Raw genomic sequence first — 18,749 nt, 5'->3', positions numbered from 1 at the left:
TTCCATTTCGTGAGAAATGGCGCGAGTGACGGGGCTCGAACCCGCGACCTCCGGCGTGACAGGCCGGCACTCTAACCAGCTGAGCTACACCCGCGCATTTCCTTGCCGAAACTCGGCGAAGCGCTTCTCTATTAAACCCGGCATGGCGGGTCAAGCGGGGAACTTCACGCGAATTTGCACTTTTCTGTATAAAGCTGTCATTCCCAAGCCATATTCCCATATCAGGTTAGACTCCCAGTCCTGAGGTTATTCCATGAAGCGCGTTCTCCTAATTGTTTCCGGCATCGCGGCACTGCTGATTATCGCAGCCTTTTCAGTGCCCTTCTTCATTCCGAAATCGGTTTACAAGAACCAGATTGAGAATGCGGCGACCAACGCGTTGCAACGTGACGTGACGCTCGCAGGCGATGTGAAAATATCCGTGTTTCCGCGCATCTCGGCCTCGGTCGAACAGGTGAGCGTTGCCAATCCCGACGGATTTGCCACACCGAACATGATTGAGGCAGGTGCGTTGCGCGGCTCGGTCAAATGGATGCCGCTGCTGTCGCGGCGCGTGGATGTGCAGGAAATCGCTTTCGTGGATGCAGATGTGTTCCTTCAGCGCAAAGCCGATGGGAATACGAACTGGGAATTCGCCTCTTCAAAAGAAGCATCGCCACCACCTGAAGGGACAAATGGTTCATTCGATGCGGGAATCGAATCGGCAATCCTCAAGAACGCTTCGCTCATCTTTCAGGACGACCAATCTGGCGAAACATACAAATTGTCCGAACTTGACCTGGAAGCATCTCTACGAGGCATGGACCAGCCTCTCAGTGCGACAGCCAGCGGCCGGTTTCAGGAGCAAGCCTTCACCGTCGACATCTGGCTGGATGCGCCCGAAGCGCTCACCCGTAATCTGCCCGCTCAGGCCCAGCTGGATCTGGCATCCGACCTGGCAAATATCAAATATGATGGCAGCGTCCAACTTGGTGACGCGCCGAGTTTGAACGGCACGTTCGAAACCGTGGTGGCAGATCTGGCCGCGCTCACACAGCAATTCGAGTTGGATGTGCCGGCACGGTCAGCCTTGGGTCGTCTACAAGTCGCGGGCAAGGCATCCGGCGCGCTCGACTCACCATCTCTTACAGAACTCAAATTGACCCATGACAGTGACTTGTTGAGCGCGTCATATGAGGGATCCGTTTCGCTCAATGGTGATGGGACTGTTGCCGGCACCCTCTCCATCGCCAGCGACAGAATGCGTGACTTGCTGAGCGCTGCGGCAATTGAACTGGCTCCGGGTGATACACTCCAGACCTTCGCCGTCTCCGGTACGGCAAACGGCACATTCAAGTCCGTCATGGTCAACAATTTGAACCTGTCGCTAGATGCATTGAGGGGCACCGGACAGGCGAGGATTGATGTGTCGGCGACAACACCGCGCATTATCGGCGATCTCAGCGTACCCGCTCTCGACCTCACACCCTTTATGGGAGAGCCGGATCCGGAAAAGACCAATCAAGGAATTCAGCCTTGGAGTGATGAAACACTCGAATTGTCCGGGCTGAAATCCGTGAACGCAAACCTCAGTCTTGAGGTCGGATCACTCACCATTGGTGATGTCGAATTGACCGATGCAGTCATGGACGTCGATCTGACCGATGGATTGTTGACAGCAGATTTGTCGCAATTCAAAGCCTTCAGCGGACTTTGGTTGGGCAAGCTGACCGTGGATGCCCGACCTGCCACACCGAAAGTCGGCTTCGACATGCAGGGCCAGAATGTTGCCGTCGCAAATCTGCTCGGAACGTTGGCCGGATTCAACAGCCTCACAGGAACAGGACAATTCAAGGTTTCTGCGCAGTCGTCTGGTACATCCATTGACGCAATCATGCAGGCAATTGACGGAGAGGTCTCCACGAGCCTTTCAGATGGTGTAGTCAAAGGCTTGAATGTTGCAGCCTTGGTACGAAGCGCCTCCTCTCTCAAGCAGGCCATAGCGACAGGCTCGATTCAGGAACTCAATTTTGGCGAAGCTTTATCGCAGAATGCCGCAACCGATTTTTCAAGCTTCAACACTGTGTTGAAAGTCAATAACGGCGTTGCGAATGTGGATGTGATGAAACTGCTGAGTCCCATTCTGGGCGTAGATGGGACTGGACAGATCAATCTGGCGGGACAGTCCATGGACCTGCGCCTTGCGACCAGTGTGGACAAATCGGCCCAAGGTCAGGGCAGCGTGGTGCAATTGAACGGCATTCCAGTCCCGATCCGTATATCGGGCGCGTGGACGAATCCGAAAGTCACACCAGATCTGAGCGGCGTAAGTTCTGCGTTCAAGGCAGAGTTGGGCTCCCGCGTGTTGGAAGAGCTTGGTGTCTCCAACTCAGCAGGCTCCGGCAGCACCGAAGATGTTATCGGCGGACTCCTTGGCATCAAGAAGCCTGCCCCAGAAGCTCCGACGGACGACGCGCCTGCCGAGACATCTGCTGAAGATGTAGCGATCAAAGCGCTCGGCGGCTTGTTGAACAATCGCAAGAAAAAAGAGGCCGACACTTCAAACGAAAACTGAAATCCAGGGATCAGGCTTGGGCGGACTTCGCCGCTGGAAACTGGATAGTATTATCGGCTGCGGTCGCGACATCCGACTCCCGCTTGGGTGATGCAAAATCGGCAGGTAGAAGGTCGATAATATGGTGAAGTTTGTCGAGCGGCTTGGCCCGGCTGATGAAGAAACCCTGCAATTCCTGGCATCCAATGTCACGCAGGAACTCTGCTTGAAAATGCGTCTCGACACCCTCCGCTGTGCACCGCATGCCCAGTGAGTGCGCCAGTGCGATGGTGGCTTGCGTGATAGAACGGCTGTCTGATCGGCTTTCAATGTCTCGCACGAAGCTCTTGTCGATCTTGATCTTGTCGAACGGAAAGCTCCGCAAATAAGACAGAGAAGAATAGCCTGTGCCGAAATCATCAAGCGCAATGCCGACGCCGATCTCCTTCAGTTTGTGAAGGCGCTTGAGCGTGAAATTTGTGTCCGACATCAGGACCGTTTCCGTGATCTCAAGCTCGAGCCGTCGCGGATCGATCTTGTTGGCGGCAATCGCATTCACGATGGTCGTCATCAAATTGGATGAGTGTATTTGCAACGGCGAGATATTCACCGAAACTTTGACATGATTGGGCAGACGACGCGCCTCTGCCAAAGCCGCCCGAATGACCCAGTCTCCGATCCGGGTAATCAGACCATTGTCTTCTGCGTGCTCAATGAAGTCGCCGGGATAAACCAGGCCCCGCTCAGGGTGGTTCCATCGCAGCAAGGCTTCGCATCCCACCACATCATGTGTGTGAGCATCAACTTGAGGCTGGAAATGAAGTTCGAACTCGCTGTGCTCCAGCGCGGAATGCAAATCGGCCTCGACTTGCAAATGGGCTCGCGCGCGTTCGTCGAGCGCGGGTGTGAACATGCACCAAGTGGACTTTCCGAGCTTCTTGGCCTGATAGAGCGCCAAGTCAGCATGCTTCAGCATGGTGCGGGCATCTTTCGTGTACGGATCGAACATCCTGACACCTACCGACGCGGAGCAATTGGCGGTCGACCCCCACAGGTCATAGGGCTCGCTCAGGCGTTCGGTTATCTCGTCGAAAAAGAGTTCGAGGTCGCCCATCGTCGGACGCTGAACGATCATGGCGAACTCGTCACCACTGATCCGCGCCACCATGTCATGATCGCCGCTCAATTCGTTCAGGCGACCGGAGACATGCTGCAAGAGCTCATCACCCGCCGGATGGCCCAGCGTATCGTTCACCCATTTGAAGTTATCCAGATCGAGCCAAACCAACGCTCTTTGGACTGTTTCAACATCCGGTTTGCGGAGCGCCTTTTCCAGTCGTTCCTGCATGTTCATCCGGTTTGGCAGACCCGTCAGCCCGTCATAATGCGCCATAAAGGCAATACGATCTTCTATTTCCTTGGACTGGGTGATGTCCGATGCCACCCCGCGGAAGCCTCGGAACTTGCCATCATTGAAGATTGGCTTTCCGGTAAGGGACAACCAGCGTTCGGTCTCTGAACCTTTGAGCCTCATGGCGATATCGCGAAAGCCCTGGCGGCGCATGAGGCTGGTATTGAGCACTCTGGTAGAATCGTCCGCCTCGAACTGATCGACCAACAGATTGCCAAGCGTTAGGTAACCATTGTCATGCTCAGCGCCCTCAAACACGAGAGGAATGTCTACGAGCACGCCTCTGGCGTCAGTTTGCCAGAGCCAATCGGACGTACTTTCCTCAAAATCCCTCAACAGCAACCCAATCAGATGCGACTGCTCTCTGACCGCCGTTTCGTTGATGCTTTTGAGCACGAACTGGCGATGCGACCAGCGAATGGCTAGGATGAGTATCGCGACATAAGCCAACGTCAAAATAGATGTATACTGATATTTTGGATTTTGCTGAAACTGCATTTCCGCAACCAGTCCCAGTCCGATCGGAACAATAAAGGCAAAGGCTGCCTTGGGCAGACGCGACATCAGGAGCGCACCGGTGAACATGACTCCAGCCAGAACGACGCCCACAATCATCTGGCCATAGCTATCCGTGACATTCATCACAATGATAGGTACCGACGCCCACAGAAGTCCGGCAATCGCCGCAACAAACGTATATTCCCTCATCACCTTGCGCGCGATCGCAAGATCGCTGGGCCGGTAGGTTCGAACCTTGTTCGTAACAAAAGCCGCTGCGCATATGGCGGCGATACAGACGAGCCATACAGACAAGGCAAAGTCCGCTGGCGTCTCCTTGAAGGACAGCCAGACAACCGACGCATTGATGAGGTTGGCCAGAACCAGAGGAATCGTGATCGTGCCCACGATTTCCAGCTGGCTTTCTCGCCAGGCCGCCTCATGCTTTCGTTCGTCGTCCGAGTCCCTAACGATCTCGGACAGCGGCCCATCGCCGCTATCCTTCATAGCCAACAGTTTCATGCGTCCACCCCGGAATTCATCCGACTTCTCGGAATCACCATTGTCAGCATGTCTAAGCGACGGAGGTGAAAATCAGTGTAGTGTGACGTCGAAAATTCTCTGAAACCGGTAACGATGCGTAAGTCATCAATCTTTGGTTGGATAAATATTCAAGGATTTCAACACGGTTCTGGCTCGCCGCTGTATCAGATCACGTTCACGATCCGGCATTTTTATCGCATTTTTCATGAGCAATGACATGCGGGGATTACCCTGCAATCGTTGGGAATGGCGGATCAGGAAGTCCCAATAAAGCGTATTGAAGGGACACGAGTCCTCATCGGTCCGGGTTTTGGAATTGTAACGACACCCGGCGCAATAATCTGACATCTTGTTTATATAGTTTGCACTGGCAGCGTAAGGCTTTGACGCAATCACACCCCCGTCTGCAAAGAGCGCCATTCCATGCGTATTCGGCAGTTCCACCCATTCGTACGCGTCGGCATAAACACTCATGTACCAATCATTGACGTGGTCCGGATGGATGCCCGCGAGAAGCGCAAAATTTCCCGTGATCATAAGGCGTTGAATATGATGGGCATAAGCATGCCGAATGGTCTGCCCCAGCGCATCGGCCAGACAGGCCATATCGGTTTCGCCGGTCCAGTAGAAATCGGGAAGCGCGTTCTGCGCATTCAGAAAGTTGCTCTTTGCGTACTTAGGGCCGCTCCACCAGTAGAGCCCCCGCACGTATTCGCGCCAGCCAAGGATTTGCCGAATGAAGCCTTCCACAGCATTGAGCGGCGCACGGCCGCATTTCCATTCCGCCTCAGCGCGTTCACACAAATCCAACGGATCCAACAAACCGACATTCAGATAAATCGAGAGGATTGAATGCCACATCCACGGCTCATCCTTTGCCATGGCATCCTGGTAGTCTCCAAAGCCAGGCAGGATCTCCGCCATGAAAGCATCGCGAGCGGCCTCGGCATCGTGACGTGTGACTCCGAACACGAAGGGTTCCAAATCTCCGAAATTGTCTGGAAACCTGTGCGTGATCATATCGAGCACGTCTTGCGTAACCTGATCTGGCTGGCAGAACCATCGTTGAGGAGTAACCGCGGATTTCGGCAACCGCTTGCGGTTGTCCTGATCATAATTCCACTTGCCGCCAGCAGGGCTATCTCCCTCCATGAGCAGACCTGTCTTCTGTCTCATCTCGCGATAGAAATACTCCATCCGCAACTGCTTGCGATGGGCAGCCCAGGTCGAGAATTCACTCAGTGTCGCGATGAACCGCGTGTCGTCGCGAAGTTCCACCTCTACATCGAAGATGTTGGCCCACACCTCCATATCGCTCAACAGGCGCCATTCGCCGGGTTTCGTGATGATCAAGGTGTCGATGCCGGGATCGGCATCCAACGCACGCGCTACTTCACCGCGCAATGAGCCTTCATTTTCAGGATCCGTTAATTTGACATAGCGAACCGCAACACCCGTTGCTTCCAACTCCTCAGCGAAGTGGCGCATGGCAGAGAACACAAATGCGAGCTTCTTCTTGTGGTGGCCCACATAGGTCGCCTCTTCCATGACTTCGGCCATCAAGACAGTATCTGTGGACGGATTGAAATCAGAAAGAGATGACAGGTCGGGCGTTGGCTGATCGCCAAGAATGAGTGTCAGAGCCGACATTCGGTAGCGAAATCAGTATGGCTTCGCCAAAACGTATTCGATATCCTGACCGCGTGCTTCGAAAGCCAACTTCATCCAACGTCCGGCTTGGTCATACCAAAGCATAACATCAATATCAGAATCCATCAGATACCGCGTGGTCTCGATCTCTTCACCCGCCACACGTATGGTCTCATTCCCTTGTTCAGATACGGTGACCTCCAATATTTCTCCATTGCCGGTCGACAGCAGCTTTGAGGAATTCGTGGCGGCAAAGTTCCAATGACTTGAAGGCACGATTGAGCCTGCAACAACACCGTCATACTCTGTGCCATCGACCTCCAACCCATCACCGCTGCGCACTGCCTTCACCGACCCTTCATCGCCATCATCGTCAACCTGACCGGTGAGAGACACAAGTTGTCCATCCTCCCACACTTCAGTGGCGTCGAGCTCATACTTGAAAACGGTGATAGGCCCCAGGCCGGCTTTGAGGTTCACGTCAGTCGTTGCAGTCAGACGTCCCTGGCTATCCTGCCCAAACGTGACGGAGTGGGAGCCGAATGGCTTGCCCTTGCGCAGCACATCAAACTCGATCACGTCTCCCGGGCTTGGTGCCCAACTCGCATCCGACGTCTTTCCGCTTGCGGGTGCGCTAAACAGCGCGGCCGATAGCAGAATGGCTCCCAGAAAACGCTTCATTGGAAAATACTCCAGAACCTGTTGGGCCGATGGGCGACAAAGCAAATACAACTTTCGTCTCCCACAGCAGCGGGCTTGTGACGCATGCCGGGTTCACCGAGCACAAGGTCACCGCGAGAATATGTGCCATATCCATCTGTAAAACGCCCGGACAGGACAACGGTTGCCTCAAGGCCACCATGACCATGCATCGGCGCGCTTTGACCGGGCTCCAGTTTCATGAACTTTGTCCCCGGCGTGCCTGCAGATGCATATTGAACGCCGGAGAAACCGCGCCGCCAGCTCAAATCGCCAGATGATTGGAACAGGACCTCATCAGCTGAGAGACCTGACCATCGGGCGCGACCAGTTCTCGAACTCTGCTGGGCCGGGTCGGCAAGTATCGGGTCAGATCGTTCCAGCATCACACCGCCGATCATTGACCAGAGATGCGCGGTCTCAGCCCCCCTCTCACTCAGTGAAATGTGCAGGTCCCCCGCCACAGCAAAGGACTCCGGATGGTTCCCGGCGGCATGGTCCATCATGAAAGCAATATAGGTGTCGGTGTGGGTCAAGCAGGCGGTCCTGTCTCGGTTGGTCTATTCATGCTTCTTACGCAGACCGGCACGAATTGGATCACACGGGCCCTGTGGGACTCACAACGGTTGTGAAAACCTCTGCGCCGCACTAGCTTCGTCCCAAAGAAAATTGACCAGAATCGGACCTAATCTGATGAAGTTTCATCGCTCGGTGATCGACCTTATCGGCAACACCCCCCTGCTTCGCCTGAACCAGGCATCTGACGAAACCGGCTGCGAAATTCTCGGCAAATGCGAATTCCTCAATCCGGGGCAGTCTGTGAAAGACCGACCGGCACTGGGCATTGTTCGCGACGCTGAAGCGGCTGGAGAGCTGAAACCCGGTGGCACCATTGTCGAAGGAACGGCTGGAAACACCGGCATCGGGCTCGCATTGGTCGGCGCAGCACTCGGCTACCGCGTGGTCATCGTTATGCCACGCACGCAAAGCCAGGAGAAAAAGGATGCAATCCGCCTACTCGGCGCAGAGCTGATCGAGGTCGATGCGGTCCCCTACAAGAACCCAAACAACTACCAGCACTTCTCGAAGCGCCTGGCCGAAGACCTTGCCAAGTCGGAACCAAACGGCGCGATCTGGGCAAACCAGTTCGACAATATCTCGAACCGCAAGGCCCACTACGACACCACTGGTCAGGAAATCTGGACCCAAACCGATGGCAAGCTTGACGCTTTCATCTGCGCGGTCGGATCTGGCGGCACGCTCGGCGGTGTATCGCTCGCACTAAAGGAAAAGAACAAGGACATTCAGATCGGTGTCGCAGATCCCGGCGGGGCTGCGATGTATGAATACTACAAGAACGGTGAGTTGAAATCCGAAGGCACCTCAATCACTGAAGGCATCGGACAAGGTCGCATCACAGCCAATCTTGAAGGTATTGAAGTGGATCGCGCTTATCGCTGTACGGATGAGGAAGCGCTCAACATCCTTTTCGGCCTCGTTCAGAATGAAGGTCTGTGTCTTGGCGGCTCCGCGGGAATAAATGTCGCCGGGGCCGTTCAGATGGCGAAGGATCTGGGGCCCGGGCACACAATCGTCACGGTGCTCTGCGACTATGGCAACCGATACCAGTCGAAACTCTACAATCCCGATTTCCTGAGATCGAAGGATCTGCCGGTTCCCGCATGGATGGAGGCTTGAATTATGGAATCCGGAGACCCGCTTGTCACAGCCGAATGGCTGAAAGAACATATCTCTGCGCCAGACGTCCGGGTCGTGGACGCAACCTGGTTCCCTCCCTTCCTCAATCCCGAGAAGACGGGGCGCCAGGCATGGGCTGAAGGGCACATCCCGGGGGCCGTCTATTTCGACATCGACGCCATCAAGGCAGGCGGAACCGATCTGCCGCACATGCTGCCCGATCCCGTCATGTTCTCGTCGCGTGCGCGCAAGCTCGGCCTGGGAGACGGCAACCGGATCATCGTCTATGACCAGTTCAACTTCTTCGCCTCGGCTCGCGTATGGTGGATGTTGCGCGTAATGGGCCAACGCGACGTAAAAGTACTTGATGGTGGGCTCAAGGCCTGGACGGATGCTGGTGGCGAGACCGAGGACCTGCCACCGGTGGCCGTCGAACGCCATTTCACAGCGCGCGTCCGGTCCGATCTGCTGAAGGATTCAGACCAAATGCTTGCAGCATCTGCGAACAGCTCCCACAACATCATAGACTCCCGCTCGGCCGAGCGTTTCTCCGGCGAGGCTCCCGAACCGAGAGAGGGGCTTCCCTCCGGCCACATCCCTGGCAGCATTTGCCTGCCCTCCGGCGAACTCCGCACGGAAGACGGCAGGATGAAATCCGCCGAGGAACTTGGCAAACTGTTTCCAAATCCCCTCGCGCCTACAATCGCGACCTGCGGGTCTGGCGTGTCTGCCGCTGTCACGGCGCTGGCGCTGGCCCGACTCGGTAATTGGGACGTCGCGGTCTATGATGGATCGTGGGCGGAATGGGCGTCTGACGCATCCCGTCCCGTCGCCACTGGCACAGCATGACAAAGGACACTGCGACACGTCTCATCCATACGCGTGGCCGCCGGTTGGCCCAGAACACAGTCAATCCGCCAATCGAGCGGGCGTCCACACTCCTGTTTGATACATCCTCAGACCTCTATGGCGCGAAGCCCGGCTACGGCCGTATGGGCCTGGCGGTTCATCGTGAACTTGAAGACGCACTTTGCGTACTTGAGAATGCGACCTTCGCAAAACTGACCTCGAACGGATTACAGGCCTGCGCGCTTGCCATCGGCAGCCAGGTAAAAGCCGGGGATCACATCCTTTTCACCGACTCCGCCTATGGCCCCACCGCGCGCTATCTTGATCGTCGATTGGAAAAAATGGGGGTAGAGGCGACGCACTTCGATCCGCGATGTGGCGCAACCATTTCTAACCTGATCAAACCCAACACGCGCGTAATTTACCTGGAATCGCCGGGCTCACTCACCTTCGAGATCAGCGATACGCCTGCCATCGTGGACGTGGCGCAGCAGCGTGGTATTCGCACCATTCTCGATAATACATGGGGCGCTGGAATTCTGCACAAGCCACTGGACCTCGGCGTGGACATCTCTGTCCAGGCGTTGACAAAATATGCGGTTGGCCATGCGGACGTGTTTGGCGGCGCTGTCATGAGCCGCGACAAGCGCGTGGCGCAAGACATTATCGACTGCGGAGATGATTGGGGCATCAGTCTGGGCCCGGACGATGCTTACACGGCCTTGCGCGGCTTGCGCAGCCTGAAGACGCGCATGGATGCGCACGAGGCCGCTGGTCTCAGGATCGCGAATTGGTTGTCTGAACGCCCGGAAGTCTCTCAAGTCCTGCACCCGGCACTCGAACAGCATCCGGACCATGTCATCTGGAAGCGCGACTTCACTGGCTCAAACGGCCTGTTTTCCGTCATTCTCAACGCGGTCAGCCCAGAAGGCCTGAAACGCTTCTTTGACGCATTGGAATTGTTTTCGATGGGCTTTTCCTGGGGTGGCTTTGAAAGCCTGATCATCCCGTGCGACCCGCAACTGAAACGATCAAAAGGCCACTGGATTGACCAAAAGGTCGGCCCTCTGCTGCGCATACATGTCGGTTTGGAGACCGTAGATGACCTGATTGCCGATCTCCGGGCAGGGTTTGAGGCTATGGGGGAATAAGAGCGTGGAATTGGGGGCTCGCAAAATCGGATTGATGCTGGGCCCTGCCCTGGCCGCGCTCATGTTGCTGTTCGGCCCACCGGAAGGCCTCAGCCATGCGGCCTGGGGCACGGGAGCTCTGATGGCGCTTATGGCGGTCTGGTGGGCCACCGAGGCTATTCCCATACCTGCCACCTCTCTGTTGCCGCTTTTTGTTCTGCCGCTCGTTGGAGCGGGCTCACCAGCCCAGACGGGCAGTGATTATGCCAACCATATTGTCATCCTGTTGCTCGGCGGCTTCATCGTTGCCCTCGGCATTGAACGCTGGAACCTGCACCAGCGGATTGCACTCAACGTCATCAGCCGGGTGGGCACGTCGCCCGGCGCTATTGTCTTCGGCTTCATGCTCGCAACGGCCGTCCTGTCGATGTGGATATCCAATACGGCCTCGACATTGATGATGGTCCCCATCGCCATCTCAGCCAGCGCTGTGCTTGGGAGTGTTTCGAAACACTTCACCACGGCACTCCTGCTCGGTGTTTGCTACGCGGCATCCATCGGTGGAGTCGCCACCCCGATCGGCACGCCGACCAATCTGATTGCAATCAGCTGGTTGCAGACCGAAGCGGGTGCTCATATCGGGTTCGCACAATGGATGGCCTTTGGCCTGCCGGCCATGGCGCTATTATTGCCGGTCGCATGGTGGAATGTCACACGCGGTATGCCGGTCCGCTCCGAAAATGCGGAAGCTGTGTCGGCTCACGTCAAATCCCAGCTTATCGGCATTGGCAAAATGACCGTCCAAGAAACCCGCGTCGCAATCGTTTTCGGGATCACGGCCACCCTGTGGCTGCTCAGACTGCCACTTCAGCTATTCCTCGAAGCGTCTGGAATAGAGTTGCTCGCGAATTATGGTGGCGCGGAAGTCGACATGATGATCGCGATCTTCGGCGGGGTACTCATGTTTCTGGTCCCGGCGGGCGGCGGTGAAGATCGTGGCCTGCTCAACTGGCAGGAAGCTGAACAAATTCCGTGGGGCGTGTTGCTCCTGTTTGGTGGCGGCATCGCAATGGGCAAGGCCATTTCGCGCACCGGACTGTCGGAATGGATCGGCGAGAATCTGCGTGTTCTGGACGTGCTCCCGCCGCTAATCTTCATCGTTATTGTGGTTGCTCTGGTCATCTTCCTGACGGAAGTCACCTCAAACGTGGCCACAATGACCACGCTTGCACCCGTACTGGGTTCGCTCGCTGTTGCGCTCGGCACAGCTCCGGAAAGCCTGCTCGGCCCGGCCGCCGTGGCAGCGTCCTGTGCCTTCATGCTGCCGGTTGCCACCGCACCAAACGCCATCGTCTATGGCACGGGCCACATCACCATCCAGCAGATGATCCGCAAGGGCTTCTACATCAATCTGGCAGGTATCGTGATCATCGCTGCGGTAGGCTACTGGATCGCTCCGCTGGTCCTGTAGAGGAATCCAGCGACACGCGCCGAATTCCTCCTACACCCGACAAGCCTGCGTCCCTCAATCCCAGCCCCGTCTGCAGCAAGGCATACAGGGGCAAGCTGAACGCCACCTGAACTTAGGTTAACTCAGGCAGCTGGTGGCTCGCTGACCTGGACCATCAGTTTGCCTAGATTCTTGCCTTCGAAGAGACGCGACAAGCTGGCTGGTGCATTTTCCAGACCATCGACAATGTCCGCCTCGAACTTGATCTTGCCGGCCATCAACCATTGCGCCATCTGCTGAATGCCTTCCGGAAACCGCGGGAAGTAATCGATCACGATGAACCCTTTCAGCAAAGTCCGGCGCATCAACAGGTTCGAGAAATTGTACGGCCCCGGCACGGGGTCAGTTGCATTATAGGTGCTGATCAGTCCGCATAGCGGCATGCGCGAGAAATCATTCAGACGCGCAATCACTTCATCCATGATTTTGCCGCCCACATTCTCGAAATTGACGTCGATTCCCTTCGGACAGTGCTTGTCGAGCGCTGCCCCAACGTCTTCCGTCTTGTAGTTTATCGCAGCATCGAAGCCGGCCACCTCGGTCAGCCATTTGCATTTCTCGTCACTGCCCGCGATGCCAACAACCCGGCAGCCCTGGATCTTTGCAATCTGTCCCACCATGGAGCCGACTGCGCCGGCCGCCGCAGAGACGACCACCGTCTCGCCAGCCTTTGGCTTCGCAATATCCATCAGTCCGAAATAGGCCGTCATGCCAGTTGCGCCGAGCGGCCCCATATAGGCGGTCAGCGGCACACCTGGCAGGCGCGGCAGTGCGTTCAGCGAACTTCCGGGCAGATTCGAATAGAGCGACCAGGTGCCGAGACCCGTGTTTACGATGTCTCCTTCCTTCAGCCCGTCAAAACGGCTTTCGGTGACCACGGCCAGACCGCCGCCACGCATGGCATCCCCGATGCCGACGGGCGGCAGATAACCATCCACATCGCTCATCCAGATGCGATTGGTCGGGTCGAGGGACAGGTAAATCAGGCGGGTTCGCACTTCACCATCTTCCAACGGCACAAGCGGAGACTCGACCAGTTCGAGGTCTCCCTCCTTCAGGTCACCTACAGGCCGCTGACGCAAAACCCAGCTCTTGTTCATCTCAGTCATTTTTATCCTCCCATGTCTTGACCGGGAGGCTAGGTCGAATTCCGGCTAGCGCAAGACTCCGCGTCGCGTCATCCGCCACGCATATGCAAGCAACAAGGCACCAATCAGGATGATGACTGCCGCAAACGCGGGATTTGAAGCTCCTTCCGGAACATCTTTCAGCGACATCCCATGAACCATGGATGCGAGCGCGGCCAGCAGCGATATCAAGAACGCCCAAACGGCAAACCGGCTGCGCAACAGGAGCAGAATGGATCCGATCAACGCGCCCCAGACGCCGAATGCCCAGATGACATACTGCCAGACTGGAAACGAATAGAAAAAGGCTCGCTGCTCTTCCGTGAAGTTCGACATATACGGCGCCCAATGGGTCACTGTGGCGGTGTAATCAAACGCGCCAAATCCGTTCCACAGTACCGCAAGAATACCCACGACCCAGAGATGCCAAGGCGTACCGGCGGCTTGTGGTTCCAGTGTTTCACTCATGCTTCCCTCCCAGAATTGTACGCGCAAGTTTACGCTGCGACGGCGCATTCGGCAAATCCCTATAGGTGAGGGTGCAATACCCCCTTCCGGATGGGTGACGTCGCGCATGACACGGGCTACACATTCGGCCAGCAAAGGATTCCCGAACCATGGCCACTGCCCCCGTCAACAAGGACAGCCACCTCTACCTGGTAGATGCCAGCGCATACATTTTTCGCGCTTTCCACGCCCTTCCCCCTCTGACCCGGGCCAGCGATGATTTGCCAATCGGCGCCGTGAGCGGGTTCTGCAACATGTTGTTCAAGCTGCTGGAAGATCTGAAGGGCGACGAGCGGCCCACCCATTTCGCCTGCATCTTCGACAAATCCTCCATCACGTTTCGCAATGAACTGTACGACCAGTACAAAGCGAACCGCTCGGACCCCCCGGAAGAACTGCGCCCCCAATTCCCGCTCGTGCGCCGCGCCGCCGAAGCCTTCGCGGCCCATGCCATCGAGAAGGAAGGATTCGAAGCCGACGATCTGATCGCCACCTATGCGCGTCAGGCCGAGGCGAAAGGCGCGCGCGTCACCATCGTCTCATCTGACAAGGACTTGATGCAACTTGTTTCCGATACCGTCCTCATGCTCGACACGATGAAGAACAAGACAATGGGTCGTGAACAGGTCTTTGAGAAGTTCGGCGTCGGCCCGGAAAAGGTCGTCGACATCCAGTCACTTGCCGGAGACAGCGTCGACAATGTACCCGGTGCCCCCGGAATCGGCGTGAAAACTGCGGCCCAGCTGCTGGATGAATATGGCGACCTCGACACGTTGCTCGCGCGCGCTGAAGAAATCAAGCAGCCAAAACGCCGCCAGACCCTGATCGACAATGCCGATCTCATCCGCATATCCAAGCAATTGGTGACGCTCAAAGACGACGTGCCGCTCGACGTACCGCTCGAAGACCTCGCCGTGCAGGATCCGGACCCAGACACGCTGATCAATTTCCTGGAAGAAATGGAATTCCGCACCATCACGCGGCGCGTGCGGGAAATGATGGAACTCGAAGGTACCTTGGAGTCCGCCCAGCCCGCAGAAGATCCGATCGACCGCAGCAAATACATCTGCATCCGCGATTTCGAAGAGCTGGAAGAGTGGATCACACGCGCCACCAAACAGGGCTATGTTGCAGTTGACACTGAGACCGACAGCCTCGATTCCATCGCGGCCAACCTTGTCGGCATATCCTTGGCGCTCGCACCGAATGAAGCCTGCTACATCCCGCTCGCGCATGTCGATCCAGACAATGCGGGCGACGGAGACATGTTTGGCGCAGATCCGCCACGGCAGATCCGCATGCAGGATGCACTGCGCGCTCTGAAACCGATGCTCGAAGATCCGGCGATCCTGAAGATCGGGCAGAATATCAAGTACGACCTCTCGGTCTTCGCCACGCACAACATCAATGTCGCGCCGATTGATGACACGATGTTGCTGTCTTACGTATTGAATGCGGGCAAGCACAATCACGGCATGGACACACTGTCGGAGCGATACCTGCAGCACAACACTATTCCGTTCAAGGAGATTGCCGGAACGGGCAAGTCGCAGGTGACGTTCGATCGGATCGCGCTGGACAAGGCGACAGAATACGCCGCCGAGGATGCCGACATCACCCTGCGCCTGTGGCAGGTTTTCAAGCCCCAGCTGCGCACGGAAAAGGTCATGACGGTTTACGAAACGCTGGAACGCCCGCTCGTCCCCGTCCTCGCCCATATGGAGCAGGAGGGGATCAAGGTCGACCGCGATCACCTCTCGCGCCTGTCATCCGATTTTTCCCAACGCATGGCTGCGCTTGAGGCCGAAGCGTATGAACAGGCTGGCCGCGAATTCAATATCGGCAGCCCGAAACAGCTCGGGGAAATCCTGTTCGACGAGATGGGTCTTGAGGGCGGCAAGAAGACCAAGACCGGCGCATGGCAGACGGACGCCGACGTGCTCGAAGGGCTCGCTGCAGAAGGCCATGGCCTGCCCCGCACGATCGTCGACTGGCGAACCCTCTCCAAGCTCCGGTCGACCTATACCGAAGCACTGCAAGCGGCGATCAATCCCGACACAGGGCGCGTGCATACCAGTTACTCGATGGCGGTTGCCCAAACTGGTCGCCTGTCCTCCACAGATCCGAACCTTCAAAACATTCCCGTTCGCACCGAGGAGGGCCGCAAGATCCGCGAAGCCTTTGTCGCCGAAAAGGGCAATGTTCTGGTCAGCGCGGACTACAGCCAGATCGAGTTACGTATCCTGGCGCATATAGCCGATATTGATGCGCTGAAGGACGCCTTCAAGGAAGGCCTCGACATCCATGCCATGACGGCCAGCGAAATGTTTGGTGTGCCTATCGAAGGCATGGACCCCATGGTCCGCCGTCAGGCAAAGGCGATCAATTTTGGTATCATATACGGCATTTCCGGCTTCGGCCTCGCACGCCAGCTGGGCATTCCCCAGAGCGAAGCCAGCGAGTACATAAAAACCTATTTCAAACGCTTCCCCGGAATCCGCGCATACATGGACGAGACCAAAGCTTTCGCCAAGGAGCATGGATACGTTACCACCGCCTACGGACGGAAAATCAATCTCTCTGGCATCAAGTCCAAAGGACCACAGCGCTCCTTTGCTGAGCGCCAGGCCATCAACGCGCCCATTCAGGGATCCGCTGCCGACATCATCAAACGCGCCATGATCCGCATGCCAGATGTACTGGCCAAAGCAGGCCTGTCTGCGCGTATGCTGCTTCAGGTACATGATGAACTCGTCTTTGAATGCCCGGAGGCCGAGGCCGACAAATTGATCGAAACCGTGAAGACCACCATGCAGGGAGCCGCCGGACCGTCACTTCAGCTATCTGTACCCTTGGTTGTCGACGCGCGCGCCGCCGGCAACTGGGCCGAGGCGCACTAAAGAACATAAACAAGTTTTCACACTTAGGGCCTCTCCTCTATGTTAGCGTTCCCGTCAGACGGGAAGCAAAACATGGTTCGCAGCATCGTAGTCGGAATGATCGCAGCATGCATGGGGGGCGCAGCGACAGCGGAGGTGGATTTATCCAAACTCAGGGCTCAGATTGAGCGCGCAGTGGAAAGTGAGGACTTGTCCGCAATAACCACAGTGTTCGGACCTGAAGTCCGGATCATGCCGGAATACCAGAAGACAATGACCGGACCGGACCATGCGGCCCTGTACTACGAGACGCTGTTTGACGGCATCGACATCAATTTGTTTGACAGAACCCTCACCGAGACAATTCCGATCGACATGCTAAAAGTGGACATCGGCGCGTTCACTCTGAACTATACTGCAGCGCAGTCCGCTGAGGCGAAGGAAGTATCCGGGCACTACTTCGATATCTGGGAAGAAAGTGCGGCTGGCGATTATGTGCTGATCGCACAAGCTTGGAATTTCGACAGCGTGTACACGGAAATCCGGGAAACCACGATGTTCGACACTCTGCCTGGCATACATCTGGCCTTCACGCCATCAGTCCCAGTCGATTCCGGCGCGGCGTTCGATCACCTCGCCGTCAACCTGTACAATGATGCTGCGATGATAAGACAGCAATCCGACATTCTCTACCATGTCTACTCAGAAGATGCCGTTATGTACCCACATGACAGTGGACCGAGAGTTGGGCAGGAGGCCATCAAGGAATTCCTTGAAGACTATACGTCTGGCTGGCCCAGTTTTGACTATATAAAAACGGCGTCACACAGAATAGAAGGCACCGCACCTTACGCAATGTCACTGATATCCTACAATCTGCGCTGGGACTCATTGGATAATTCCGGCGTCTCCATCGGCAAGGGCATCCGCATCATGAAACGAAACGAGGATGGATCATTGCGAACCTACAGGCTTATATCAATGCACGACCAATAAAGTTGCGTCGCCGCCCCGGCGCGGGTGAGCAACCGGGACGGCGAACAGGTCAGACCTCTGTCAGAATATCCGGATATGGAAGGCGGGACTTCGGGAGCGAGGCGTTATAGTCCTGCTCAGGATCGTGATATCCGAGCGGCACAACAACGAGCGAGGAGAAGCCCCTCTCGCGCAGGCCGAACTCGGCGTCGAGCACTGCCGTTTCAATGCCTTCCATCGGCGTGGAGTCTATGCCCAAGGTGGCTGCGCCCAACATGAACTGGCCAATATTCAGATAGACCTGCTTATCCATCCAGTGCTGGACATCCTTCAAGTCCTGCTTATGGAGGTTCACGAACATTGACCGGCCACCGTGCATGGCGGGCTTGTGCGTGTCTTTGTCCACATCGAAGCGACCATCTTTGTCTTCCTGTTCGAGCACATGCTGGAGATAGTCTTCATCCACGGCAAGGCGGCTGGCAAACACCACGACATGCGAAGCGTTCAGGATCGAGGGGCGGTTGAAGGGGTACTTCTCTGTTGCCTTGGCAACGCGCGCCTTGCCTTCCGGTGTTGAGGCGAGAATGAAATGCCAAGGCTGGATATTCGTGCTTGATGGACTGAACCGCAACAGCTCTTTCAGCTTTTCCACATTCTCGTCAGAGATACGACGTTTGGGGTCGTAGGCCTTCGTCGTGTAACGGGCCTTGGCGTAGTGAGTGATATCATGTTTCATGGGA

14 protein-coding genes and 1 tRNA gene are annotated in these 18,749 nt (G+C 56.4%); 7 read left to right on the top strand and 8 right to left on the bottom strand.

Translation table 11 applies throughout. The annotated features are described in order from the left end of the window. Window positions 1–17: 17 nt before the first annotated feature. A tRNA-Asp gene (locus CFA77_RS06675) sits at window positions 18–94 on the bottom strand. A 159-nt stretch (window positions 95–253) separates the two neighbouring features. Here CFA77_RS06675 and CFA77_RS06670 point away from each other — a divergent pair. After that, window positions 254–2,554 (top strand): AsmA family protein, encoded by a 2,301-nt coding sequence (locus tag CFA77_RS06670; protein ID WP_206992794.1) that lies wholly within the window; start codon window positions 254–256, stop codon window positions 2,552–2,554. 10 nt (window positions 2,555–2,564) lie between these two features. Here CFA77_RS06670 and CFA77_RS06665 read toward each other — a convergent pair whose 3' ends face one another. The 4 genes from CFA77_RS06665 to CFA77_RS06650 all read right to left on the bottom strand — a co-directional run bounded on the left by CFA77_RS06665 (window position 2,565) and on the right by CFA77_RS06650 (window position 7,870). Further along, window positions 2,565–4,964 (bottom strand): bifunctional diguanylate cyclase/phosphodiesterase, encoded by a 2,400-nt coding sequence (locus CFA77_RS06665; RefSeq protein WP_206992793.1) that lies wholly within the window; start codon window positions 4,962–4,964, stop codon window positions 2,565–2,567. Between the two features lie 126 nt (window positions 4,965–5,090). Further along, window positions 5,091–6,635 carry a cryptochrome/photolyase family protein gene (locus CFA77_RS06660; RefSeq protein ID WP_206992792.1) on the bottom strand — a complete coding sequence of 515 codons (1,545 nt, stop codon included), beginning with the start codon at window positions 6,633–6,635 and terminating at the stop codon, window positions 5,091–5,093. Window positions 6,636–6,647: 12 nt separating this feature from the next. Beyond that, the gene (locus CFA77_RS06655; protein ID WP_206992791.1) at window positions 6,648–7,316 is read right to left on the bottom strand and encodes a DUF6134 family protein; all 669 of its coding nucleotides are present in this window, start codon (window positions 7,314–7,316) and stop codon (window positions 6,648–6,650) included. Continuing rightward, window positions 7,313–7,870, bottom strand: a complete 558-nt coding sequence (locus CFA77_RS06650; RefSeq protein ID WP_206992790.1) for a cupin domain-containing protein — start codon at window positions 7,868–7,870, stop codon at window positions 7,313–7,315. Before CFA77_RS06650 ends, CFA77_RS06655 begins: the two co-directional genes overlap by 4 nt. Window positions 7,871–8,027: 157 nt before the next feature. Here CFA77_RS06650 and CFA77_RS06645 point away from each other — a divergent pair, with 157 nt between their 5' ends. The 4 genes from CFA77_RS06645 to CFA77_RS06630 are packed head-to-tail and all read left to right on the top strand — an operon-like array spanning window position 8,028 to window position 12,482. Continuing rightward, window positions 8,028–9,032, top strand: a complete 1,005-nt coding sequence (locus tag CFA77_RS06645) for a cysteine synthase A (RefSeq protein WP_206992789.1) — start codon at window positions 8,028–8,030, stop codon at window positions 9,030–9,032. Window positions 9,033–9,035: 3 nt separating this feature from the next. Then, window positions 9,036–9,881: a sulfurtransferase gene (locus tag CFA77_RS06640; RefSeq protein ID WP_206992788.1), complete on the top strand. Its 846-nt coding sequence runs from the start codon at window positions 9,036–9,038 to the stop codon at window positions 9,879–9,881. Further along, window positions 9,878–11,032 carry a cystathionine beta-lyase gene (gene metC, locus CFA77_RS06635; protein WP_206992787.1) on the top strand — a complete coding sequence of 385 codons (1,155 nt, stop codon included), beginning with the start codon at window positions 9,878–9,880 and terminating at the stop codon, window positions 11,030–11,032. The genes CFA77_RS06640 and metC overlap by 4 nt, the downstream gene beginning before the upstream one ends. 34 nt (window positions 11,033–11,066) lie before the next feature. Further along, window positions 11,067–12,482, top strand: coding sequence for a DASS family sodium-coupled anion symporter (locus CFA77_RS06630; RefSeq protein ID WP_206992786.1), 1,416 nt, complete (start codon window positions 11,067–11,069; stop codon window positions 12,480–12,482). A gap of 122 nt (window positions 12,483–12,604) precedes the next feature. Here the strand turns inward: CFA77_RS06630 and CFA77_RS06625 are convergent, their stop codons facing one another. After that, complete coding sequence (locus CFA77_RS06625) at window positions 12,605–13,621, bottom strand: NADP-dependent oxidoreductase (RefSeq protein ID WP_206993185.1); 1,017 nt, start codon at window positions 13,619–13,621, stop codon at window positions 12,605–12,607. Window positions 13,622–13,675: 54 nt separating this feature from the next. Continuing rightward, a complete protein-coding gene (locus tag CFA77_RS06620) occupies window positions 13,676–14,116 on the bottom strand; it encodes a hypothetical protein (RefSeq protein WP_206992785.1) in 441 nt (146 codons plus the stop codon). 149 nt (window positions 14,117–14,265) lie between these two features. On the opposite strand from CFA77_RS06620, the gene polA reads away from it, so the two are divergent. Together polA and CFA77_RS06610 are read left to right on the top strand one after the other, a co-directional pair. After that, window positions 14,266–17,055 carry a DNA polymerase I gene (polA, locus tag CFA77_RS06615; RefSeq protein ID WP_206992784.1) on the top strand — a complete coding sequence of 930 codons (2,790 nt, stop codon included), beginning with the start codon at window positions 14,266–14,268 and terminating at the stop codon, window positions 17,053–17,055. 189 nt (window positions 17,056–17,244) lie between these two features. After that, on the top strand, window positions 17,245–18,030 hold the full coding sequence (locus CFA77_RS06610) for a hypothetical protein (RefSeq protein ID WP_206992783.1): 786 nt from the start codon (window positions 17,245–17,247) through the stop codon (window positions 18,028–18,030). Window positions 18,031–18,079: 49 nt separating this feature from the next. Here the strand turns inward: CFA77_RS06610 and nfsB are convergent, their stop codons facing one another. Beyond that, entirely contained in the window at window positions 18,080–18,745 is a 666-nt protein-coding gene (nfsB, locus tag CFA77_RS06605) for an oxygen-insensitive NAD(P)H nitroreductase (protein WP_206992782.1), read from the bottom strand. Window positions 18,746–18,749: the final 4 nt, after the last annotated feature.

Origin of the sequence: Hyphomonas sp. KY3 (assembly GCF_017309975.1) — a bacterium.
Lineage (GTDB): Bacteria > Pseudomonadota > Alphaproteobacteria > Caulobacterales > Hyphomonadaceae > Hyphomonas.
Note: the sequence above shows the minus strand (reverse complement) of the source record. Positions and strands in the feature narration are given on the sequence as shown.

Excerpts from the sequence above, each read along its gene's own strand:
- CFA77_RS06670 (WP_206992794.1), top strand. The coding sequence starts at position 254 with ATGAAGCGCGTTCTCCTAATTGTTTCCGGCATCGCGGCACTGCTGATT.
- CFA77_RS06665 (WP_206992793.1), bottom strand. The coding sequence starts at position 4,964 with ATGAAACTGTTGGCTATGAAGGATAGCGGCGATGGGCCGCTGTCCGAG.
- CFA77_RS06660 (WP_206992792.1), bottom strand. The coding sequence starts at position 6,635 with ATGTCGGCTCTGACACTCATTCTTGGCGATCAGCCAACGCCCGACCTG.
- CFA77_RS06655 (WP_206992791.1), bottom strand. The coding sequence starts at position 7,316 with ATGAAGCGTTTTCTGGGAGCCATTCTGCTATCGGCCGCGCTGTTTAGC.
- CFA77_RS06645 (WP_206992789.1), top strand. The coding sequence starts at position 8,028 with ATGAAGTTTCATCGCTCGGTGATCGACCTTATCGGCAACACCCCCCTG.
- CFA77_RS06640 (WP_206992788.1), top strand. The coding sequence starts at position 9,036 with ATGGAATCCGGAGACCCGCTTGTCACAGCCGAATGGCTGAAAGAACAT.
- metC (WP_206992787.1), top strand. The coding sequence starts at position 9,878 with ATGACAAAGGACACTGCGACACGTCTCATCCATACGCGTGGCCGCCGG.
- CFA77_RS06630 (WP_206992786.1), top strand. The coding sequence starts at position 11,067 with ATGCTGGGCCCTGCCCTGGCCGCGCTCATGTTGCTGTTCGGCCCACCG.
- CFA77_RS06625 (WP_206993185.1), bottom strand. The coding sequence starts at position 13,621 with ATGAACAAGAGCTGGGTTTTGCGTCAGCGGCCTGTAGGTGACCTGAAG.
- CFA77_RS06620 (WP_206992785.1), bottom strand. The coding sequence starts at position 14,116 with ATGAGTGAAACACTGGAACCACAAGCCGCCGGTACGCCTTGGCATCTC.
- polA (WP_206992784.1), top strand. The coding sequence starts at position 14,266 with ATGGCCACTGCCCCCGTCAACAAGGACAGCCACCTCTACCTGGTAGAT.
- nfsB (WP_206992782.1), bottom strand. The coding sequence starts at position 18,745 with ATGAAACATGATATCACTCACTACGCCAAGGCCCGTTACACGACGAAG.